The sequence below is a fragment of the Galbibacter marinus genome (assembly GCF_000300875.1).
GTDB classification, from domain to species: Bacteria; Bacteroidota; Bacteroidia; order Flavobacteriales; family Flavobacteriaceae; genus Galbibacter; species Galbibacter marinus.
The window spans coordinates 50,163-72,105 of the sequence record NZ_AMSG01000008.1 but is presented as its reverse complement, the minus strand read 5'-3'; the positions used below and the strand labels follow the sequence as shown (position 1 = coordinate 72,105).

At 37.6% G+C, this 21,943-nt stretch carries 21 protein-coding genes; 2 read left to right on the top strand and 19 right to left on the bottom strand.

Going from position 1 to position 21,943, the window contains the following annotated elements; all coding sequences use genetic code 11:
* Nucleotides 1–162 precede the first annotated feature (162 nt).
* On the top strand, nt 163–1,179 hold the full coding sequence (locus I215_RS07790; protein ID WP_008991416.1) for a LacI family DNA-binding transcriptional regulator: 1,017 nt from the start codon (nt 163–165) through the stop codon (nt 1,177–1,179).
* 145 nt (nt 1,180–1,324) lie between these two features.
* Nucleotides 1,325–1,849, top strand: a complete 525-nt coding sequence (locus I215_RS07785; protein ID WP_008991415.1) for a DinB family protein — start codon at nt 1,325–1,327, stop codon at nt 1,847–1,849.
* Between the two features lie 84 nt (nt 1,850–1,933).
* Here I215_RS07785 and I215_RS07780 read toward each other — a convergent pair whose 3' ends face one another.
* The 19 genes from I215_RS07780 to I215_RS07690 all read right to left on the bottom strand — a co-directional run bounded on the left by I215_RS07780 (nt 1,934) and on the right by I215_RS07690 (nt 21,739).
* Entirely contained in the window at nt 1,934–3,544 is a 1,611-nt protein-coding gene (locus I215_RS07780; RefSeq protein ID WP_008991414.1) for a UxaA family hydrolase, read from the bottom strand.
* Between the two features lie 19 nt (nt 3,545–3,563).
* Nucleotides 3,564–5,030, bottom strand: coding sequence for a tagaturonate reductase (locus I215_RS07775; RefSeq protein WP_008991413.1), 1,467 nt, complete (start codon nt 5,028–5,030; stop codon nt 3,564–3,566).
* Between the two features lie 27 nt (nt 5,031–5,057).
* Nucleotides 5,058–6,353 carry a TRAP transporter large permease gene (locus I215_RS07770; protein WP_008991412.1) on the bottom strand — a complete coding sequence of 432 codons (1,296 nt, stop codon included), beginning with the start codon at nt 6,351–6,353 and terminating at the stop codon, nt 5,058–5,060.
* A 4-nt stretch (nt 6,354–6,357) separates the two neighbouring features.
* Nucleotides 6,358–6,819, bottom strand: coding sequence for a TRAP transporter small permease (locus tag I215_RS07765; RefSeq protein WP_040460009.1), 462 nt, complete (start codon nt 6,817–6,819; stop codon nt 6,358–6,360).
* 2 nt (nt 6,820–6,821) lie between these two features.
* Nucleotides 6,822–7,802 carry a TRAP transporter substrate-binding protein gene (locus I215_RS07760; protein WP_008991410.1) on the bottom strand — a complete coding sequence of 327 codons (981 nt, stop codon included), beginning with the start codon at nt 7,800–7,802 and terminating at the stop codon, nt 6,822–6,824.
* 81 nt (nt 7,803–7,883) lie between these two features.
* Nucleotides 7,884–8,552 carry a bifunctional 4-hydroxy-2-oxoglutarate aldolase/2-dehydro-3-deoxy-phosphogluconate aldolase gene (locus tag I215_RS07755; protein ID WP_008991409.1) on the bottom strand — a complete coding sequence of 223 codons (669 nt, stop codon included), beginning with the start codon at nt 8,550–8,552 and terminating at the stop codon, nt 7,884–7,886.
* Between the two features lie 23 nt (nt 8,553–8,575).
* Entirely contained in the window at nt 8,576–9,586 is a 1,011-nt protein-coding gene (locus I215_RS07750; protein WP_008991408.1) for a sugar kinase, read from the bottom strand.
* 20 nt (nt 9,587–9,606) lie between these two features.
* The gene (uxaC, locus tag I215_RS07745) at nt 9,607–11,013 is read right to left on the bottom strand and encodes a glucuronate isomerase (protein WP_008991407.1); all 1,407 of its coding nucleotides are present in this window, start codon (nt 11,011–11,013) and stop codon (nt 9,607–9,609) included.
* On the bottom strand, nt 11,013–11,798 hold the full coding sequence (locus I215_RS07740) for a gluconate 5-dehydrogenase (RefSeq protein ID WP_008991406.1): 786 nt from the start codon (nt 11,796–11,798) through the stop codon (nt 11,013–11,015). Before I215_RS07740 ends, uxaC begins: the two co-directional genes overlap by 1 nt.
* Before the next feature lie 7 nt (nt 11,799–11,805).
* Nucleotides 11,806–12,642, bottom strand: coding sequence for a 5-dehydro-4-deoxy-D-glucuronate isomerase (gene kduI / locus I215_RS07735; protein ID WP_040460007.1), 837 nt, complete (start codon nt 12,640–12,642; stop codon nt 11,806–11,808).
* Between the two features lie 135 nt (nt 12,643–12,777).
* Complete coding sequence (gene uxuA, locus I215_RS07730) at nt 12,778–13,980, bottom strand: mannonate dehydratase (protein ID WP_008991404.1); 1,203 nt, start codon at nt 13,978–13,980, stop codon at nt 12,778–12,780.
* 11 nt (nt 13,981–13,991) lie between these two features.
* Nucleotides 13,992–14,795 carry an SDR family oxidoreductase gene (locus tag I215_RS07725; protein ID WP_008991403.1) on the bottom strand — a complete coding sequence of 268 codons (804 nt, stop codon included), beginning with the start codon at nt 14,793–14,795 and terminating at the stop codon, nt 13,992–13,994.
* Nucleotides 14,792–15,148: a cupin domain-containing protein gene (locus I215_RS07720; RefSeq protein WP_008991402.1), complete on the bottom strand. Its 357-nt coding sequence runs from the start codon at nt 15,146–15,148 to the stop codon at nt 14,792–14,794. Before I215_RS07720 ends, I215_RS07725 begins: the two co-directional genes overlap by 4 nt.
* Nucleotides 15,149–15,163: 15 nt before the next feature.
* Complete coding sequence (locus tag I215_RS07715; protein WP_008991401.1) at nt 15,164–16,504, bottom strand: Gfo/Idh/MocA family protein; 1,341 nt, start codon at nt 16,502–16,504, stop codon at nt 15,164–15,166.
* Between the two features lie 6 nt (nt 16,505–16,510).
* Complete coding sequence (locus I215_RS07710) at nt 16,511–17,890, bottom strand: 3-keto-disaccharide hydrolase (RefSeq protein ID WP_156800230.1); 1,380 nt, start codon at nt 17,888–17,890, stop codon at nt 16,511–16,513.
* A 209-nt stretch (nt 17,891–18,099) separates the two neighbouring features.
* Nucleotides 18,100–19,164, bottom strand: coding sequence for a LacI family DNA-binding transcriptional regulator (locus I215_RS07705; protein ID WP_008991399.1), 1,065 nt, complete (start codon nt 19,162–19,164; stop codon nt 18,100–18,102).
* A 75-nt stretch (nt 19,165–19,239) separates the two neighbouring features.
* Nucleotides 19,240–20,415, bottom strand: coding sequence for a THUMP-like domain-containing protein (locus I215_RS07700; RefSeq protein WP_008991398.1), 1,176 nt, complete (start codon nt 20,413–20,415; stop codon nt 19,240–19,242).
* Nucleotides 20,416–20,563: 148 nt separating this feature from the next.
* A complete protein-coding gene (locus I215_RS07695) occupies nt 20,564–21,079 on the bottom strand; it encodes a TrmH family RNA methyltransferase (protein ID WP_008991397.1) in 516 nt (171 codons plus the stop codon).
* 3 nt (nt 21,080–21,082) lie between these two features.
* A complete protein-coding gene (locus tag I215_RS07690; RefSeq protein WP_008991396.1) occupies nt 21,083–21,739 on the bottom strand; it encodes a DUF4159 domain-containing protein in 657 nt (218 codons plus the stop codon).
* Nucleotides 21,740–21,943 lie beyond the last annotated feature (204 nt).

Here is a 21,943-nt window from a genome sequence, read left to right as displayed (position 1 = left end):
ATACTACATTAGCCATCGAGAGGAGCTTAAAAAACCAATAAAGCTTCTTATAAGATGAATTTATTAGAATATTTCGATTAATAGGTAATCGATAACATTAAAAAATTAATTGATATTGAAAATAGTTACATTTGTAAGCTGATCGTATAAAATACCTAATGAATGAGTGAAAAGACAACGATTTATGATATAGCTAAGGCCTTAAATATTACTGCTGCTACGGTTTCAAGGGCTCTGAACAATAATCCAAAAATAAGTCAAGCAACAAAAAAACTGGTGCTTGAGACTGCGGCTAAGATGAATTACAAGCAGAATAAACTGGCTTTGGCACTCAAGAGCGGAAGGAGTAACACTGTAGGGGTCATTGTCCCTTATATTGATAGAAATTTTTTCTCTTCCATTATACGTGGCATTGAGGAGGAATTGTATCCTTTGGGCTATCATGTAATCATTTGTCAAACCCATGAAGAGGAGGGGACTGAAATTGATAATATCAATGCCCTATTAAACGCCCAGGTAGATGGCATATTAATGTCGGTATCAAAACACACAACACAGCTTGATCATTTTGACCATGTTCTTAAAAAAGGAGTTCCATTGGTGTTCTTTGATAGGAAGAAGGATATTAAAGGTGTAAGCACGGTAACTATTGACGATTTTGAAGGGGGATATACAGCTACCAAACACCTCATAGAGCAAGGTTGCAAACGTATCGCACATCTATCTGGGGATCGTTCATTAGAGATCTATAAGCATCGCTACGAAGGTTATAAAAAGGCATTAGAAGATTTTGGTCTAAAGGTTAACAAAGATCATGTTGTTCAATGTAAAAATGATATAGCTGCTGGTCATAAGGCAATTGATAAATTCATGAAATTGGATCATCGGCCTGACGCCATTTTCTCTTCCAGTGACTTTTTAGCATTGGGCGCCATTCAGCAACTGAAGAAAAATGGAATTAAAATTCCAGAAGAATTCTGTGTAGTTGGATTTAGTAATGAACCTTTTACAAAATTTATGGAACTTTCTATTAGCAGTGTTGATCAATCTCCTGTTCTGATGGGAAATACAGCCGCTAAGGTATTCTTGGAACAGGTGAAAGATTCCAATGTGAAAATTGAAAAAAAGGTAGTACTCTCACCTAAACTTAAGATCCGAAAATCTTCTAGCAGGTCATAATCAACTTTTTCATGATTAAATTTTTGGCTTACAATTACTTGGTAATTAATAAATTCATTAATTTTAGATTGGATTTCTGTAGTTTCTCAGGTTAGCTAATTAGGGAATCAGTTTAAAATTAAGTACCAACCAAAAAATTAAATCAATGAATACCATTCGGTTAGTAATCACTCTTTTGCTGTTAAGCGGATCTTTTGTAACGCAAGGGCAGGAAACTGCTAAAATAATTAAGGACTGGGAACGGGCTAAAGCCTATACATTGGAGTATATGGAAGCTATGCCTAGTGATCAGTTCGATTTTAAACCCACTAAAGATGTTCGCTCCTTTGCTGAGCAAATGTTACACATTACAGATGCCAATTATGGATTTGGATCTGTTATTTTTGGCGTTGAAAGTCCTGTTGGTAGGGGAGAGTCTGAAAAAACTGAGGATACCTCAGCGGAAAATGTCATCAAACTGGTTAATGCAGGTTATGATTTTGTAATTGATAATTTAAAATCATTGACAGATGATCGGTTAAATGAATCCATTAAAGTGTTCGGTCAATTTGATTTAACTAGAAACGCTGCTTTAAATAAAGCATTTGAACACCAAACCCATCATCGTGGACAAACAACCATCTATCTTCGGCTTGTTGGAGAGAAACCACCGAAGGAAAAGCTGTTCTAATTTTACAATATAGGCTCTTAAAATTTAACCCATCCATAAATAACAAAGTAATTAGTAGTGGATGGGTTTTATTTTTTTTAAAACTTATAGCGAAACGCCTCTTTTCCACGGAATAAAATCACTTTGATTTAATTCCATTGCCTTGGTAGGTTTACCACTGGCAACTTCAAGAATGTATTCCATCAGTTGATCGGCAGTTTGTTCTATTGTTTTTTCTCCTCGAATAATTGCCCCGGTTTCAAAGTCTATAATATCAGGCATTTTTTCAGCAAGCTCCGTATTAGAGGATACCTTAATGACTGGAGTAATGGGATTTCCAGTAGGAGTACCCAGTCCAGTAGTAAATAGAATGATATTTGCCCCTGAGCCTGCCATTGCAGTAGTACTTTCTACATCATTTCCTGGGGTACAAAGTAATGTTAGGCCTGGTTTTGTGACATATTCAGTATAATCCAACACTTCTGAAACAGGTGATGTTCCACCTTTTTTAGCAGCACCTGCAGATTTCATAGCATCAGTAATTAATCCATCCTTAATGTTTCCAGGGGATGGATTCATATCAAATCCTGATCCCGCATCTACCACTGACTTTTCATAGGCTTTCATCAATTCTAAAAAACGCTTACCATCTTTCTCCTCCACACAACGATTAACAAGTTCTTGTTCTACACCACAGAGTTCTGGAAATTCAGAAAGAATTGCTGAACCACCTACTGCTGCCATGATATCAGAAACATGACCTAGAGTCGGATTGGCTGAAATCCCTGAGAATCCATCTGATCCTCCACATTCAAGTCCTATCCTAAGTTTTGAAATTGACGCAGGGCTGCGTTTGATTTCATTGGCTTTTTTAATGGCCTCAAATGAGTCTGTAATAATAGTATTGAGCATATTATCCACTGTACCCATCTGTTGTTGTTCGTATATCAGTACTGGCTTTGTGTTCTCCGGTGCGACAGCTGTTAAAGCGTCTTTAAAAATCCGTATCTGGAGGTTTTGGCAACCCAAACTCAGCACTGTTGCGCCAGCGACATTGGGATTGTTTACATAACCAGCAAGCAAACGAGCAAGTGATTCTGAGTCTTGGCGTATGCCACCGCATCCTCCTTGGTGGGTAATGAATTGTACCTCAACATTATCGAATACAGGAACAGGTTGGGCAACCACTGAGGAAGAACTCTGATCAGATTTATTTAGTAGTGAGCGCAGCAATAATTGTTGTTCGCTTACATGCTGATTTAGCAGTTCTTTTTCAAAGACTTCTTTGAGGACTTCGATATTCCTGTTTTCACAAAACACAAGGGGAAAGAACAACCATACATTTCTGGTTCCAACTTGGCCGTCTTTTCTGTGATACCCCATAAATGTTTCATCTTTCCACCGACTTGCCTCAGGTGGCGTCCAAGTGAACTGTTCGGTTTTTCCGAACACTTTTTCACTTTGATGTTTTACATTTTCTGTAGTAATGACCTCTCCTTTCCCAATAGGTTTACTCGCGCTGCCAACTAATACACCATACATGATGATTTTATCATTGATCTCTAATGGTGTTAAGGCTATTTTGTGTTTGGCCTTAACATCTGATACTACCTCTATAGATTGTTTTTCAAAATCAATTTGCGTCCCTTTTGAAATATTTTTCAAAGCCACAGCAACATTGTCTTTCGGATGTACTTTAATTAATTGCTTTTCCATAACGCCTTATTTTCTTCATTTAAATTTCTTCGCCTTGTTGATTTATATACCTTACAAAGGCATCAAATCCTTTTTCAATACCATAAGTGTCAATAAGGCTGAGCCCTTTGGACACTGTATCGGTTAGTTCTTCTATTTTTGTTAAGTCTTGACCCCAAAAACTAATGTTTGAGAGTGCTTGCTCACTTATTTGGTCGTACGATTCCAGTTTCCATAACGCTTTAAATTGGGATACAATTTCCTTATCGTCGTTCACGGGTAACTCTTGACCTTGCCAATGTGATTTATAGAATCGAATTAAGCAAGCAAGAGCAAAAGTTAGATGTATTGGTAGTCTGCCTTTAAGTTTTACATATCCCAATAAACTTGGTAATACACGGACCTGAAATTTAGAAATGGAATTCAACGCAATACTGGAAAGCATATGTTTTATAAATGGATTTCTAAAACGATCTAGAACAGCTTCTGCAAAATCTTCCAATTCTTGGCGGTCCATCTCTAAGGTAGGAATTATCTCATTAAATAAGGCTGTCTTTACAAAAGGTCCCGTAAAGGAATTGTCAACAGTTTCCTTAACCGTTTGATTTCCGAATAGGATAGAAAATGGTACCATGGTGGTGTGCGCACCATTTAAAATTCTCACTTTCCTGGTGCGATATGGTTGCATGTCATCCACAATTTTTACATCCAATGCCGTGTTGTGAAATGGTAATTTGGCTTTGAGTTCCTCTCCGCCTTCAATAACCCATAAAAAGAATTTTTCAGCACTTACGATCAGATGATCTTCATAGTCTAATTCCTGATTATAGGACGAAATATCATCTTTAGGATAACCTGGAACAATTCTATCTACAAGCGTGTTATGAAAATGGGTGCTCTCGAGAATCCACGTTTTAAAGTCGTTGTCTAATTCCCAGAGCTCAATGTATTGTAAAATAATTTTTTTTAAGGTTTCCGCATTGTGATTAATTAGTTCACATGGAATTATGGTAAGCCCTTTATTTCGGTCACCCTTAAAATGCTTAAAACGCTCAAATAGAAAACGTGTCAGCTTTCCAGGGAACGAACTTGGAGGTTGCATTTCATAACGATCCTCAGGATTAAACGCAATTCCAGCTTCTGTGGTGTTAGAAATCACAAATTCCAGCTCCTCTAACTTGGCAAGGTCCAGATAAGCCTTAAAATCTTTATAAGGATCAATACCTTTAACGATACTAGAGATTAATTCTTTTTCTTGTATTTCTTCTCCCTGCCATATACCTTTCATAAAAAGGTTATATAAACCATCTTGTTGGTTAAGTTTATCAACCATCCCTCCAGATAAGGGTTGTACCACTGCAACTCCTGCCTTGAAATCACACTGATCGTTCAAGGTTTGAATCGCATAATCAACGAATGCTCTTAAGAAATTTCCTTCTCCGAACTGCAGTACTTTGATAGGATAATTTTTAAGGTGGTTAACCGTATTTCTGTTTAATTGTTTCATTTATTTAGCAAAATTTTATTTTATATTTTAAAATCCAAATACGCTTGGTAGCCATAATGTTAATTGCGGGAAATAGGTGATTAAAAACAAGGCTATTAACATGGTTACAAACATTGGAATAAGTGGTTTGAGGACTTTTTCTATGGTCGTCTTAGCAATCCCGACCCCAACAAAGAGTACCGACCCTACTGGGGGGGTACAGAGTCCTATACAAAGGTTCAGAACCATTATAATTCCAAAATGGACTGGATCCATACCTAACGCTGTAACAATAGGTAAAAAGATGGGTGTGAAAATTAAAACCGCTGGAGTCATATCCATAAAGGTACCAACGACTAATAGAATAAGATTAATGATTAGGAGTATGATAATTGGGTTTTCACTTATCTGTAAAAGACCATTGCTGATTTCTTGTGGAATGTTTTCATAGGACATCACCCAAGACATACTCATTGAGGCCCCAATCAAAAGCATGACTACTGCAGTAGTTGCAGAGGAATCAAGTAGTATCTGTGGTAGTTTTTTAAGAGAAATCTCTTTGTATACAAAGCCTAGAACCAAGGTATATAGAACCGCAATTGCAGAGGCCTCAGTTGCAGTAAATACACCAACTACGATCCCACCGATGACCACAACTAGTAAAAACAGACTTGGTAGAGCATCAATAAAAGTTTTAAATACTTGTTTTAGTGAGCTACGCTTTCCTACTTTATACTTCTTCTTTTTAGCCCAGATTGCAGCAACAATCATTAAAAACAACCCAGTGAGCATCCCAGGAATATAACCAGCCAAGAAGAGGGCAGCAATAGAGACTCCACCACTAGCAAGCGAGTATACAATAAGCACATTACTAGGTGGAATAATAAGTCCAGTGGTGGATGAAGTGATATTAACGGCAACTCCAAATTCTTTAGAATAACCTTCCTTTTCCATCTCGGGACCTAAAATACTCCCCATTGCAGAGGCTGAAGCCATGGCAGAGCCGGCAATAGCCCCCATGAGCATTGCGGCTATGACATTAATTAAGGCAAGACCACCCGGTAGAGATCCCACCAAGGTCTTGGCAAAGGCAATAAGTCGGTGCGCAATTCCTCCTTTGTTCATCAGTTCACCCGAGAGAATAAAGAAGGGGATGGCTAATAAAGCAAAGCTGTCTAGACCAGTGGCCATTCGTTGTGAAACTGTGGTAAAAGAGGCAATGGAATCAATGGATACCATCATTGTTAGTAAAGAGGATATGGTTATACTCCAGGCCACAGGAGTTCCTATGGCAAGAAGAAATAAGAAACTTATAAGAAGTACAAGAACAGGTGTATAGTCCATAATTTTATTTTTTAAGTAAGTCAGCTAATTTGTAATAAATGATAAGCAATCCGCTCAGAGGAATAACAAGGTAAATCACCGCCAAGGGCATGCCTAATGCGGGTGTTGTTTGTCCTAGGGTGAAGCTTATGTACACAAGTCGGATACCGCCGATAACCAATGCGAATAGTGCAAATAACAAAACTATAATATGCACTAAAACCTCTAACCTTCTTCTGGGTTTTTCTTTTAGTTTTGAGGGTAAATAATCAATAGCTACATGTTGATTTTTTCCTGAAACGTAGGCTGCACCTAAAATCCCCACCCAAATCATTAAATATCTTGATAATTCGTCAGTGAAGGAGCTAGGAGATTCTGAAAGATAGCGGGAAAATACCTGCCATAAAACGTTAATGACCATTAAACCCATTATGATAATGAGGGTCCTACTTAAAATAAGGTCAATTTTTTGACGTATTGCGCTCATAATTATTTTGTTTTTTTTATTTGTTGGATGAGGGTGTTTATTTCTGGATTGTTTTGGTATTGCTCATAAATATTTTGAACATCCTCTATAAAGGGGTCTTTGTCTGGATAATTCACTTTTACTCCAGCTTCTTTAATGGCGTTTAAAGCTTCTTTTTCGGAGTCCGCCCACAACTTTCTTTGATGCACAACAGATCTCCTGGCTGCCTCTTGTAACCATTTTTGTTCTTGGGTATTTAGTTTGTCCCATAAATGTGTTCCTACTACCAAAATATCTGGTAGCATGGTATGCTCATCAATTGAGTAGTACTTACAAACTTCATAATGCCTTGATAGGTAAAAGCTTGGAGGATTGTTTTCTGCTCCATCCACGACCCCTTGTTGAAGAGCAGTATAGAGCTCTCCCCAAGCGATTGGAGTAGGAGAGCCACCAAGACTCTGAACCATTGCCATGGAGGTGGCGCTTTCCATAACTCTTATTTTTAAACCCTTTAAGTCTTCTGGGGTTTCGATTGGATGGTCCATAGTGTAGAAACTTCGGCTTCCAGCATCATAATAACACAGGCCTTTCAACCAGGATTTGGTAGCTTCGTTGAGTAATCCCTGCCCAATTGGTCCATCTAGTACTTTAAAAGCATGTTCTCTATCTCTAAAAAGAAAAGGAAGACCTAAGACTTTCATCTGAGGAGCGAAATTTTCCATAACACCTGCTGAGACTTTAGTCATGTCCAAGCTTCCAATTTGAAGAAGTTCCAGACATTCTCGTTCTGAGCCTAATTGTTGATTGGGATATATTTTTATGGTAAGTTGCCCACTGGAGACTTCCTCTAAGTCTTTAGCCATGATCTCCATTGCTTTATGAACCGAATGATTTATATCGAGTCCGTGAGCCAGTTTTATTACTTTTTCTTCGCTGGTTTGATTACAGGAGAGTAGCGTTGTTAATAGAATTACAACGATTGAGATATTTGTTAAAAGTTTCATAGGACGGTTATTAATTTCAAGAACCAAATTCTTGAAATGCTTTTTGCTTAGTTTTATATTGGTTTTGGTAATGGGAAGTTCTTAATCCTTTATAGAGTCAATAAAATTCAAGATGTTTTTTACCTGATTTGTTAACAATTCAAAATCTTTATTTTTTACAAGATCATTGGTGATAAGCTTAGAACCTAATCCTACACAACTAACGCCTGCCTTAAACCAAGATTTTAAATTATTCTGTGAGGTGTCCACCCCGCCAGTAGGCATAATACGCGTCCAGGGGCAAGGTCCTTTGATTGCTTTTACAAATTCAGGACCGTATATGGAGCCTGGAAATAATTTAACGATTTCACATCCGAATTCTTCAGCGTAGGCAATTTCAGTTAAAGAACCGCATCCCGGTGACCACAATACTTTTCTACGATTACATACCCTAGCGATATCTTCTCTAAAAACAGGAGTTACAATAAATTGAGCTCCAAGTTGCATGTACAACGAAGCAGATCCTGCATCAGTTACCGAGCCCACACCAAGGATGAGGTCAGGACAGTTTTTTTGACAGTATTTGACAAGGGTGGTGAACACCTCGTGAGCCAATGGTCCCCGGGAGGTAAATTCGAATAATCGTGCTCCCCCTTGGTAACAAGCTTTTACAACTTCACACATCACTTCTGCTTCAGGGTTGTAGTACAAGGGTACTAAACCTGTTGTTTCCATGGTTTTGAGAACTTCTATTCTGGTATATGTTTTCATTTTGATTGTTTAAATGATTAAATCTATCTGCGCACCCTTCCTGTTGAATCTCCCTGTGTAAGATCAATAACCTCTTGAGTGGTAACTAAATTCGCATCCCCATAGATGGTGTGTTTTAAGCATGATGCTGCAACGGCAAACTCTAGGGCTTTTTGGTCTTCGAAGTGATTTAACCCGTAAATCAATGCACCCATAAAGCTATCACCAGCTCCTATGCGGTCAACAATATCTGTGATGTCATAGGATTGGGATTTTAACAGTTTCCCATCAGTGTAGAGTACAGCACTCCACTTGTTATGCAAAGCACTAATATTATCGCGATGGGTAATAATTATTTTTTCTGCTATTGGAAAACGATCTTTTAATTTTTCACAAAGTGATTTATTCAATTCGTCTTTAGATTCTCCCTTAGCATGGATGTTAAAGTATTGTCTTGACGCATAATCTCCTGCCAAGATAATATGACATTTCGATACCATAGCCTCCATAATTTCCCCTGCAGATTTTCCGTAATTCCAAAGATTTGCTCTATAGTTAAAATCCGTAGAAATGGTTAGTCCCATTTTATAAGCGACTTCAATAGCTTCTAGACATACATCTGCAGCACCTTGTGACACACCAGCGGTTATTCCAGACCAATGAAACCAACTTGCTTCTTTGAAAACATCCTCCCAATTGATCATTCCTGGCTTGATTTGAGAAAAACTAGAATGCGTTCGGTCATAAATAATTTTACTGCCGCGGACAGAGGCTCCTTTTTCTAAAAAGTAAAGCCCAAGACGCTCTCCAGCTTTTGGGATAAATTTTGTGCCAATGTTAAACTTTCGCATTTGCATTACAGCAGCCATTCCCAGATCATTGTTAGGTAATACCGTGACCATTTCGCAGTCCATTCCAAAGTTAGCCGCGGAGGTAAGAACATTTAGTTCACTACCCCCATAATCAGCATTGAACGCATTGGATTGCGAGATTCTAAGGTGATCTGTGGTGGAAAACCGAAGTAATATTTCACCTAGTGCAATGACTTTTTTCATAGGGTATTAGCGTATAATGATTATTTAAAGTTAAAGTACTCTTTTGCGTTATTGTATGAGATATCTTGTATGATTTTACCTATCCATGGCATGTCATTCGGTAATTCCCCTTGCTGGATTTCTTGGCCGAATAAGTTACATAAGACCCTTCTAAAATACTCATGTCTAGGAAAGGACAAAAAGCTTCTTGAATCTGTAAGCATACCTATAAAACAACTAATAAGTCCCATGTTCGATAATGCGTTCATCTGTTTGGTCATTCCATCCTTTTGATCTAAAAACCACCATCCTGAACCAAACTGTACTTTTCCTTTGATTGATCCATCATTAAAGTTTCCAATCATTGAGGCCATGACTTCATTGTCTGCTGGGTTGAGGTTGTAAATAATGGTCTTGGTGAGTTGATCTTCTACATCTAGGCTGTTTAAAAATTTAGATAGATTTTCAGCTTGTGGATAATCAGCTATGGAATCCCATCCAGTATCTGGCCCTAATTCAGCCAGCATTCTGGTGTTATTATTGCGCAAGGCTCCAAGATGAAATTGTTGAACCCACCCTCGAGTATGGTATTCTTGAGACAGGTATCGTAGTATAGCTGTCTCGTATTTTAAGATCTCTTCAGCACTTAAATTTTGCTTATCTAGTTTTTTATTAAATATTTTAGTTACTTCCGCTTCGTTATAGGAGGTAAAAGGAATGTAATTTAATCCATGGTCAGAAACGCGGCATCCGTTTTGGTGGAAATATTCAATCCTCTGGAGTAGGGCAAACTTTAAATCGCGATAGGAATTAATGGAAACCCCAGAGGCTTCTTCTAAGGCACTGATGTAGCCTAAAAAGCCATGATGATTAATCATAATAGCCTTGTCAGGACGGAAAGAAGTGCTTATATGAGTCTCTAAATCGGACTCAGCCAGCGTTTTATGGTGCTCCAAAGTATCAGTTGGATCTTCTGTGGTACATACTACCTTGACATTCATTTTCTTAAGGATGCCCTGAGTACTGTACTGTTGAGTGTTTAACTGATCTGAAGTTTGATTATAGATCTCTGTAGCCGTCTTAGGACTAAGCAACTGATCGATGTCAAAATACCGAGCAAGTTCTAGCTGTGTCCAATGGTATAAGGGATTTCTAAGAGTGTAGGGTACAGTTTGAGCCCATTTTTCAAATTTCTCCTGATCGCTTGCCTTTCCAGTGATATATTTCTCTGGAATCCCCAGGGTTCTCATTGCTCTCCATTTATAGTGATCACCATAAATCCATGCCTGGGTGATATTTTCAAAAACCTTATTCTCTGCAATTTCTTTTGGTGAAAGGTGGCAGTGATAATCGATGATTGGCATTTTACTGGCATAGTTGTGGTATAACTCCTCAGCAAATTTGTTGCTTAATAAGAAATTATCATGTATAAAGGCATCGTTTTCCATTAATTTTCATTTAAAGGTTTACCAATAGTAGCAAGTATACCACCATCAACATAAATTACTTGGCCATTGACAAACTTACTTGCCTGAGAAGCTAAAAAGACCGCTGTACCTGCAAGATCCTCTGGATCTCCCCAACGTGCCGCTGGTGTGCGATTAATGATAAAATCATTAAATGGATTTCCATCCACGCGAATAGGCGCAGTTTGTGTTGTGGCAAAATATCCTGGACCAATACCATTTACTTGGATATTATACTTAGCCCATTCTGTGGCCAGGTTCTGGGTTAGCATTTTGAGCCCTCCCTTAGCAGCGGCGTACGCTGATACACTATTTCTTCCAAGCTCACTCATCATCGAACAGATATTGATGATTTTACCACCTCCGTTCTCGATCATATCTTTAACAACAAGTTGCGACATAATAAAGGCGCCCACAAGGTCTACATCGATGACTCTTCTAAAGTCCGAAACCTTCATATCTATGGCTAATTCTCGTTTAATGATCCCAGCATTATTGACTAAGATGTCAATCGTGCCTTGGTTAGTGTTAATTTCTTTTACTTTTCTAGCAGCTTCTTCCTCATCTGTGATATCAAAGATATATCCCGAGGCGGTATATCCTTTACTTTTATAATGCACAAGGGCTTTTTCAAGTTTTTCAGGAGTTGTACTACTGATCACTAGTTCTGCTCCAGCTTCGGCTAGACCTTCGGCCATAGCCATTCCTAGTCCATGAGTTCCTCCAGTTACCAGGGCACGTTTGCCTTTTAAATCAAATAGTTTCATTTTCAATTTATTTTAATTCATTTGGAGCAACACCATCCATATCGCCATAATCTAGATTCTCACCAGCCATGCCCCATATAAAGGAATAGCTTGCAGTTCCCGAACCAGAGTGAATTGACCATTCTGGAGATAGAACTGCTTGGTGGTTTTGCATAAAGATGTGTCTAGTATGTTGAGGTTCACCCATAAAGTGACAAACAGTTTGCCCATCTTCGAGATCAAAGTAAAAATAAGCTTCCATCCTTCTATTATGCGTGTGAGCTGGCATCGTATTCCAAACATTACCAGGTTCAAGCTCCGTAAGTCCCATTTGTAATTGACAGGTCTCTACAATACTATTTACAATTAATTTATTTAAAATCCTCTTATTGGCGTACTTATCATCTCCTAGGTTTATAATTTCAGCATCCTGACGTCCAACTTTTTTAGTTGTAAACCTGTGGTGTGCAGGTGCGGAGTTGATATAAAATAAAGCCTGTTCATTACCACTAGATTCGAAGGTAACTTCCTTGGATTCCTTGGCAACATATAGTGCTTCTTTTTTGTCTAACTGGAATACCTCTCCATCCACTGTTACCTTGCCCGATCCTCCGACATTAATAACTCCTAACTCTCTTCGTTCCAAAAAATAGGATGATTTTAAATGGTCAAAGGTTTCTAATTTTAGAGCTTTATTTACAGGCATTACCCCTCCGACGATATAGCGATCGTACATGGAGTAGGTGAGGTGAATTTGATCTGCACTAAAAATGGGGTCAAGTAAAAAATGAGATCTTAATTCATCTGTTCCGTAGCTTCTCGCATCCACTGGATGGCTAGCGTATCTAAAGTCTATCTTCATCATAATATTTTGTTTTATGTAATCGATTACACAAATATAAATTAATTTTTTAAATATTGGCAATAATCAAAAAAAACTTCTTATATAATTTGTAATTCATCGTTTTTTTGGTAAAAATGTTTGATTTTCTACGGCAAATTACCTTTTTATTGATTTGAGTATACCAAATTCTAGTCCTCGCAGTTCTGCTAAACCTTTAAGTCTTCCAATAGCTGAATAGCCTGGGTTTGTCCACTTATTTAAATCATCGAGCATTTTATGGCCATGATCAGGGCGAATAGGAATGCTAAAATCTGAGCGATTGTTTTGTTTTCTTTTCAGCTGTTGCTCTATTAGTGCCTTTACCACACCATACATATCTACATCTCCTTCTAAGTGATTCGCTTCATAGAAATTCCCTGATGCATCTCTTTGAGTGCTTCTAAGGTGTGCAAAGTGTATGCGGTCTCCTAGGGTTTTTATCATTGTAACTAGATCGTTATCGGCTCGAACGCCAAATGAACCTGTACAGAATGTCAATCCATTATTTGGACTATCCACTGCTTTATAGATCTGTTGTATATCTTCAAGAGTACTCACCACCCTTGGTAATCCTAAAATAGGGAAGGGGGGATCATCAGGATGAATACACATGCGTACTCCAGATAACTCGGCAACGGGGACAACTTGCTGAAGAAAGTAAAATAAGTGGGATTTTAATTTTTTCTCATCCACTTCCTTATAGGTCTCTAGTATGCTATTAAAAGCATCAAGGGTATAACCCTCTTCCGCACCAGGTAATCCAGCGATAATGTTATTGATCAGTTGCTTTTTTTGGTTCTCATTGCAAGACTCTATGTATGCCAATGCTTGCTTTTGTTCAAGCTCGGTGTAGACATTTTCTGCTCCTGGTCTTTTTAAAAGGTAGAGTTCAAAGGCTGCAAAGGCATTTTTATCAAAGCGAAGGGCAGTAGAACCATCTTCTAATTTATACTCCAAATCGGTACGTGTCCAATCTAAAACAGGCATAAAATTATAACACAGAATGTGAATTCCGCACTGACCAAGGTTTTTGATAGTTTGATTATAATTCGCTATGTATTTTTGAAAATCTCCACTCTGTGTTTTAATTGACTCATGAACTGGTACGCTTTCTACAACTGCCCAGCGAAGTCCTTTTTGCTTGATGATTTTTTTTCGTTTTTCTATTTCATCCACTTCCCACACCTCGCCATTGGGGATATGGTGCAATGCAGTTACTATTCCAGTGGCACCAGCTTGTTTGATATCATCTAGGCTCACGGGGTCATTTGGTCCATACCACCGCCATGTTTTTTCAAATATGATCTGTTCTGTACTCATCTTATTTTTTTTTAAACTCCGCTAAAGGCACTAAACCCTCCATCAATAGGAATAATAACTCCAGTGACAAAACTAGCTTGATCACTTACCAGCCAATTCACTACTCCTTGAAGCTCTTCAGGTTTTCCGAATCTTTTCATAGGGGTCTGCTCTACAATGGTTTTCCCTCTTTGGGTTAAACTACCATCATCCTGCAGCAAAAGAGCTCTGTTTTGTTCTCCAATAAAAAAGCCAGGTGCTATGGCATTGACCCTGATTCCTTCTCCGTATTTTAATGCCATCTCTACAGCCAACCACTTTGTAAAGTTGTCCACCGCTGCCTTACTGGCAGAATAACCCACAATGCGCGTAATTGCTTGTTGTGCTGACATGGAAGATATATTTAGAACACTTCCTTTACCCTGTTTTGCCATGGATTTTCCAAATACAAAGGTGGGTAGTAAGGTTCCTTTTAAATTTAATTGAGTGACTTTGTCAAAATCATCAAAAGAAAGATCAAAAAAATTGTCTTGATCAGCGATGGTAGCACCTTTTAAATTTCCTCCTGCGCCATTGATCAAAATGTCGATTTTCCCCCATTTTTTTATAATTGTTTCACTTGCACATTCTAAACTAGCTTGATCTAATACATCTGCTATAAGTCCAATAGATTGACCTTTAGATTGTTTAATTTGATCAACCCGCGCCTGTACTGAATGTTCAGTTCTTCCTAATATTGCGACTTTAACACCTTGTGAAGCTAATCCCATAGCGATAGCACCTCCTAGCACTCCGTTTCCACCAGTTATGATGGCTACTTTATCTTTTAATGTCATCTTTGTGTTTCTTTATTATTTATAAAGTCTTCTCTTAAAGGGGTAAAAACATCCAAGAGTATCCCAGCCTCTAGACAAACAGCACCATGGATTAGATCAGGGTTTACCAAAAATGTATCCCCAGTCTCAAGACGTTGTTTGTCGCCGTTGATGGTAATTTCAAATGCCCCAGAGGCCACGTATGAACTTTGGGTATGAGGATGTTGGTGCAGGGAACCTATAGCCCCTTTTTCAAACTTTACTTTGACCATCATTATTTGGTCATTATATCCTGTGATTTGCCTACTTATGCCTTTTGATACGGTTTCCCACTCATTCTTCTTTGCTAAAAAAAAGGCGTCATTCTTGTTCATATTTCAAAATAGATTTTACAAGGTTAATTCCCAGCCTTCTTGATACGTTCTACCCCAAAGCTTCATCGCAGCAGGGTCTTGGAATCGACCTGTGTTTTGATCCACGTTAAATCCTTTACCTATTCTATAAGCAATGTTGGTATAGTGTACTAGAGCCATACTGATGTTCGCATCATCGATGGGTGCATTTAACTTTTGTTTCCCTCGGATGCTTTCAAAAAAGTTCACCATATGATCCGTAGATATATCACCGCCACCACCTAGGGCTGTCCCGGATTCTGAATTTGCGGAATCGTATTGTTTTACAATTTTACCATAACGGTCGTATACCACATATCTTCCTCTATCAACAAAAACACTTCCCTCGGTACCGTAAATAATCGTTCCTCGTCCTGCACCATAGGTCTGGTAGCCATTTCTACTTTGTCCATCCCATTGTATTACTTTCTTATTAGGGAATTCGAAGGTTGCTAAAATGGAATCGTACATTTCCCAACCATCATCAACAAAGTGTCTTTTATCAGCCTCCACGGAAGCATAGCTTGGATAATGTACATCTAATGCCCAGCGAGCAATGTCCAATTCATGAGTAGCATTATTTCCAGCTTCAGCTGTTCCGTAGTTCCAACCATACCAATGCCAATTGTAATCCCAAGTTTCTGAGGTATACTCGCGATGTATTGCAGGGCCCTGCCATAATTCCCAATCTAACCCAGTAGGGATGGGCGCTTTTTGTTGCTTTGGAGTTTCGCCTCTTGAATTGCTATAGAATGCAAGAGCCTTATAAGCATTACCAATCAGTCCGTTATGTATTTCGTTGATGATCTCTATCGTATGGGGAGCAGATCGCTGTTGATTCCCCATTTGAACAACCTTGTCGTATTTTTTGGCAGCTTCTACAAGAAGCTCATTTTCATTCATGTTGTGGCTTGAAGGCTTTTCAACATATACGTGTTTTCCTCCTTTAAGAGCCATAATTGACCCTGGTGTGTGCCAATGGTCTGGTGTAGCGTTAATTAGAACATCTACCTTCTTATCATCAATTACCTTTCTGATGTCATTCTCAGGAGTTGGTTTATAATCTAGTAGTTTTGAGACATTTTCCATGGCTCTAGTTCTTTGGTGCTCCATGACATCACATAAGTAACTAAGACGTACGTTGCTTTGTTTGCGAGCAATGGGCTCATAAAAAGCGCCTACACGTCGCCCTAGACCAGCAATAGCTACATTTAGGCGATCGTTTGCTCCTATGATATTACGATAACTACTCGCTGGCATGGCCATGGCAGATCCACCTAATGCGACAGCTGTACTTCCTAAAATGGTGTTTTTTATGAATTTTCTTCTATTTGTCATGGTATTTTAATTTGAAGTTTTGATTTTAATATTTTTAAAAGACACTCTATTTCCGTGGTCTTGTAAAAGAATATTTCCAGTCTCTAAGACCCCAAAATTTGGCCAGTCTTTGTATTTACTTTCAGAAACCAACATTTGAAACTCTTCGCTAAAGCGGTCAAACTCCAGAACTTTCATGCCGTTGAGCCAATGCTGAACCTTACCGTCTTTTGATATAATATGCGCTGTATTCCAGCTTCCGATTTCATTGACAGGTTTGTTAAGATCAGCTTTAATCAAATCGTATAAAGAGGCCAGGGTTCTACTTCCTTCATGATTTCCTAACTTCGCATCTGGATGCCTTAAGTCATCTAAAATTTGATATTCCAAACCAATAGCTGAACCAGTTCCTTTATTAAGGTCAGTATCAACATAATATTTAATCCCGCTGTTTGCACCCTGGGTTATTCTAAAATCAATTTTGAGTTCAAAATTCCCATATGTTTGTTCTGTTACAATATCACCGCCAGCAGCAGATTCTTTACCTTCACTCTCGATAACGGTTAAAACACCATCTTCAATTATCCAGCCTTTTTCAGGAAAACTTTCCAATTTAGCACCTCTCCATCCGTCTGTGGAAGTTCCGTCCCAAAGTAATTCCCAACCATCCTTCTGCTCACTGATAGTTAACTTATTTTTCGTAGTCACTGGAGTTAAAGGGCTCTTTTTAGTGTATTTTTGAAGGCTATCTGTGAGTATATTGATATTCCTCCAGTGGATTTCAGTACCCTCCTTAGCATCTTTTCCGATACTGTGTACTTGAAGGGCAATAAATCCTGAATGGGTTTTGTCATCAATGAGAAATGAAGCAGGGATATCGTTGATCCAAGTTTTAATTGTATCACCAATAGCTTCAATTCTATAATGATTCCATTGTCCTTGCTTAAAAGCCTCTTGTGCGTCCTTATTGTCCGTAAGTGGAACAAGCCAACCACGACGTGCCTCATCGTATATCCCAGCACTCCATGCGCGATCAGAAGGATCAATTTCAATTTGATAGCCGTGGACACGACCATTTTGATAAGTAGGTGTGCTGTTACTTCGAATTTGAATTCCAGAATTCATCGTGGAATCTACCTTATATTCCAATTCTAAAATAAAATCATCATACATTTTTTCTGTTGTCATAAATGAATTCGGTGTGTTGTGTACTGTAGAACCAATGACAGCTTGATTTTCCACTCTGTAATTGGCCTTACCACCGATTTGAGTCCATCCATTTAAGTCTTCACCGTTGAATAATGGCTCCCATGGAGTAGGGTCGCCCTGAGGTTCGCAAGACCAAAGAAGCCCTAGTGAACAAATGGCAAGGCTTAGTAGTTTCATGTTGCTTACTGTAGTTTTCATATTTATATATTATTAGCAGGATTATACTATTTTGTTTGTGTGTACGTACACACGGCAAGGTATACTTTAATTTTTATGATTTTAACTAGTAACTGGGCCTAATAGGTTATCAAAACTAGTTGTTGTGTTTTAAAAAATGCGATTGACAGTGTTAAAATATTAGTAGTAAGTTGATTAAGTGTTTTTTTCATAGAGAGTTATCTTAATTATTAAAAGTTGTACTGAAAATTATTATTGTAATATTTTAGATTTTCTTGTGTTATGATATCTAGAGGAAGATAGATGTCTTCGGCAACTCTTTGCCCTAACACTAAATGTTTATAAAAGCTAGATAGAGCATAGTAACCTTGATTCTCTGGTCGTTGCCCGATAAGGTAGTGAATAGTTCCTTTTTCTAAATGTCTAATATTGTTTGGAATAAGGTCGTTTCCAATCATTTTTAAATTCGGAAATCTTTGTCTGTACCTATCCACATAGGCTGCGACATGGTGGATCATTGAACTAGGAACAAAAACCCCATCAACGTTTTCTTTCGTACCAATAGCATTCTCTATTGCCATAGGCATATCAGGTGAACCAACGTGGATATGCGATTCATTTAAAGATATTTGATCTATAAAGTCGCTATTGGCTATATAATCCTTAAAACCTTCAATTCTTTGCTGTAAAGTGCTGTTGTAGTTTTCATTATTCTTAATTGAAATAATGGAAATAGATCCTTTTAAATTGATCTCTGTGCAAAGAAGCTTAGCGGCAAGCCTACCGCTTTGAAAGGCATCTTGCCCAATAAAACTCAAAGGTTCGCTATTTTGAATTAGCGAATCGATAAGCACATAGGGTATTTGAGCGTCCTTTAATTTCTTGGATAATTTTACAGCCTCGAAGTTAATTACAGGAGCTAAAATTACCCCATCAGGTTTATAGCTCAATAGTTGCTTAGCTGCACTATTAAAGGAGGTTACAGAATTTTGATCAAAGTATAACACTTCTAATTGAATGCCAAACTGACTCAGGTTAGTAGCCGCATTTTGCATCCCCTTTACAGGCATTTCCCAATATTGCCCTTGTCTAAATTCAGGCAGGAGTGCTTTAATGCGATACTGTTTATTCAACACTAAGCCGCGCGCATAAATATTGGGTGTGTAATTCACTTTATCAATAATGTCCAGAATCTTTTTTTCAGTTTCTTTGGAAACTTTTCCTCTTTTGTGAATTACCCGATCTACTGTACCTAATGATACGTTGGCTAGTTTGGCTATTTCTTTAATTGTCAATGTTTTGGTTTTGATTGCCTACCAAATATACAATTAATTTTAAAAATAAGGTACGTACACGCTATTTTAACATTCTTATATTTTTTCAGTAATAACAGCAATTTTAGCGTTATTTGAGTCGGTACAGAAAAACAGATATAATGAGCCTCCATCTTTAATTTTAAGCTGTGACCTGAGTTTGTCCACCGTTAGGGGAAAATTTCTAGAGGTGATATTGGCCTTTGTAAGAGTTTTTAACTTCTTTATGCCCTGTTTATTATAGGGTAGGATTTGCTTAATTAAAAACCGTCTTCCGGGAAAATCAGTAAGACTATCACTTGTGTATAAATGGGTGCTTGGGTGTAGTTTGTTTAGATTGTAGCGTTGGGATACCATATTAAAACCACCACTTTTTAAAATGGCTGAATTTGGTTCATATAAATAGGTGAGAGGAAGGCTGTAATTTGCCTGTTTTTGTGATTCCTCGGTGTGTTGGAAAGAGAATTTCTCTGCGCTATCTTCCTTAATGTTAATAGCTTTAATTAGGGTATTTGAAGTTTTACCAGAGATTAGTAAAAGCATCTCTTTGACCTGATTATCTACAGCTACAATATGAATTTCATTAATGTGGGGCAAATCTGCAATAGCCTTGCTTATATCTACTAGTGGTGATACTTTAACAAGAACCATTTTCGCCTTTTCTAATAATTGCTCGTGTATCTCTGTAATGTCTGGAGTACAATCTTGTAGCAGGAACACCTTTTTTTTAGTTTGATCTCTTCTTGAAGGGTCTAGATAAATACAGTCAACTTTATTGCAATTAGCTAAAAATTCCATCCCATCAACAGCTTGACAGCTGATATTATGCTGTTTTAGCATCTTAAAATTGTGCTGTGCAATACGCGATAGCTCGGTGTTTATTTCACAATGAGTTACTTTTTTAAATACTTTAGCAAAGTAATACGAATCCACCCCAAATCCTCCAGTTAGGTCTGAAAGGGTGTTTCCTTGTATTAAGTGGCTTTTATAAAGCGCTGTCTTTTCTGAAGAGGTTTGTTCTATATTTAATTTATTGGGATAATAAATATTTGATGTGTTGAACCAAGAGGGAAGTTTTTTTTTAGATTTTAATTTAGCTTGAATTTGCTCGGCTACAATTTTAGTGTCAACACCTTCGATTTTGGGGTATTTTAGTAAAAGTGACGAAATGTCAGTATTTAAATTTTTGTTTATAAAGTGCTGAATTCCAGTGTTTAATATGTCTTTATTCAAAGTGTTACTGCAGATTTTGTGTTGGGTTTTAATTCATTGAAATTTATGAATTATTCTTTTAAATGTAGCTCATAAATCTCAAATATAGGCCTTTATTATGAGTTTATTCCGGAACTTTTCTAAACGGAATCTTCTCCATGATTTTGATCTAAACAGTGACATATAAATTAGTGATTTCATATAGGGCAATTCCCGTTGCTTGGGCAATATTCATGCTACTGTTTTTTCCATACATGTAAATATGATAACTCTGGTCAACCAAATTTAACAGCCTTTGACTTATACCATAATTTTCATTTCCTATAATTAGATACGTCGGGAGATCAGTTTGAAGTGTCAAATTTTGAATAGGTTTACTTGTATCGGTGATTTCTAAAGCGATGCAGTTTCTCTTTTTATGATCCTGCTCAAAGTCAATTTGATCCATGTGATCTACAAATTCATAGTCTATAAACTTATGGGTGGACCTTGAGGTTTTTTCAATTCTTCTATTAATTTCAACTTCTGGACCTAAAAAATAGATTTTCTGAATGCCAAAACCATCAGCTAATCGAAAAATAGAACCGATATTGGCAGCGCCTGTGAGCTGATCACAGATCAAAATTATCGGATGTTGTTTTTGAGTGAACCCTGTATTGTTGTGTTCTAGTTGATGCTGGATCATTATTTAGTTTTTAAATACATAAGAAATTATGTTAGCACCCATCCTTAAGGCATTAAGGCGAACTTCTTCAGGATCGTTATGGACTTGTTGATTTTCCCAGCCATCTCCCAAATCGGATTCAAAAGTAAATAATAGTACTAATCTGTTGTTGTCATAAACACCAAAGGCTTGAGGTCTTTTTCCATCGTGCTCGTGTATCTTAGGAAGTCCATCAGGAAAATCAAAGGGGTCCTGAAATATAGGGTGGGTTGTAGGTAATTCTACGAATTGTTTGTCAGGAAATATTTTCGGAAGCTCTTTCTTAAAATAATCATACATGCCATAGTTATCATCAATGTGTAAAAAACCGCCCGACAATAAATACTGTTGTAAATTCTTGGCCTCTTGTGGGCTAAAGAATACATTACCATGACCCGTCATATGAATGAAAGGGTATTGAAAAATATCGCTGCTACTAGGTTCCACTGTAGCTGGTTTGCTTTCAATGCTGCTGCCAATCTCTGTATTACAAAATGTGATAAGGTTTGGCAAGGCAGTTGGATTAGCGTACCAATCACCACCGCCTTGATATTTTAGAACTGCGATCTGTTGTGCATTTAACTGTATGACACTAAATGCAAAGAAGCTAAGAAGTATGATTCTTTTAATTTGATTAATCATAAAGGCAAATTTACATAATTTTTACGACGGTAAATATTGCGCCAACGAGAATCAGAGATATACCAAACCTATTGATGAGGCATAAATGATGATAAATTTTTAATTTCTATAAAAAATTAAGATGGCGGAATGTTCCAGGGAAAGTTTTTAACGCAAAGTGATTTACTGTACAGATAAAATTAAAATTTTGATAAAAGCTCCTTT

Coding starts and splice junctions, on each gene's coding strand:
- I215_RS07790 (WP_008991416.1), top strand. CDS start 163: ATGAGTGAAAAGACAACGATTTATGATATAGCTAAGGCCTTAAATATT.
- I215_RS07785 (WP_008991415.1), top strand. CDS start 1,325: ATGAATACCATTCGGTTAGTAATCACTCTTTTGCTGTTAAGCGGATCT.
- I215_RS07780 (WP_008991414.1), bottom strand. CDS start 3,544: ATGGAAAAGCAATTAATTAAAGTACATCCGAAAGACAATGTTGCTGTG.
- I215_RS07775 (WP_008991413.1), bottom strand. CDS start 5,030: ATGAAACAATTAAACAGAAATACGGTTAACCACCTTAAAAATTATCCT.
- I215_RS07770 (WP_008991412.1), bottom strand. CDS start 6,353: ATGGACTATACACCTGTTCTTGTACTTCTTATAAGTTTCTTATTTCTT.
- I215_RS07765 (WP_040460009.1), bottom strand. CDS start 6,819: ATGAGCGCAATACGTCAAAAAATTGACCTTATTTTAAGTAGGACCCTC.
- I215_RS07760 (WP_008991410.1), bottom strand. CDS start 7,802: ATGAAACTTTTAACAAATATCTCAATCGTTGTAATTCTATTAACAACG.
- I215_RS07755 (WP_008991409.1), bottom strand. CDS start 8,552: ATGAAAACATATACCAGAATAGAAGTTCTCAAAACCATGGAAACAACA.
- I215_RS07750 (WP_008991408.1), bottom strand. CDS start 9,586: ATGAAAAAAGTCATTGCACTAGGTGAAATATTACTTCGGTTTTCCACC.
- uxaC (WP_008991407.1), bottom strand. CDS start 11,013: ATGGAAAACGATGCCTTTATACATGATAATTTCTTATTAAGCAACAAA.
- I215_RS07740 (WP_008991406.1), bottom strand. CDS start 11,798: ATGAAACTATTTGATTTAAAAGGCAAACGTGCCCTGGTAACTGGAGGA.
- kduI (WP_040460007.1), bottom strand. CDS start 12,642: ATGATGAAGATAGACTTTAGATACGCTAGCCATCCAGTGGATGCGAGA.
- uxuA (WP_008991404.1), bottom strand. CDS start 13,980: ATGAGTACAGAACAGATCATATTTGAAAAAACATGGCGGTGGTATGGA.
- I215_RS07725 (WP_008991403.1), bottom strand. CDS start 14,795: ATGACATTAAAAGATAAAGTAGCCATCATAACTGGTGGAAACGGAGTG.
- I215_RS07720 (WP_008991402.1), bottom strand. CDS start 15,148: ATGAACAAGAATGACGCCTTTTTTTTAGCAAAGAAGAATGAGTGGGAA.
- I215_RS07715 (WP_008991401.1), bottom strand. CDS start 16,504: ATGACAAATAGAAGAAAATTCATAAAAAACACCATTTTAGGAAGTACA.
- I215_RS07710 (WP_156800230.1), bottom strand. CDS start 17,890: ATGAAAACTACAGTAAGCAACATGAAACTACTAAGCCTTGCCATTTGT.
- I215_RS07695 (WP_008991397.1), bottom strand. CDS start 21,079: ATGATCCAGCATCAACTAGAACACAACAATACAGGGTTCACTCAAAAA.
- I215_RS07690 (WP_008991396.1), bottom strand. CDS start 21,739: ATGATTAATCAAATTAAAAGAATCATACTTCTTAGCTTCTTTGCATTT.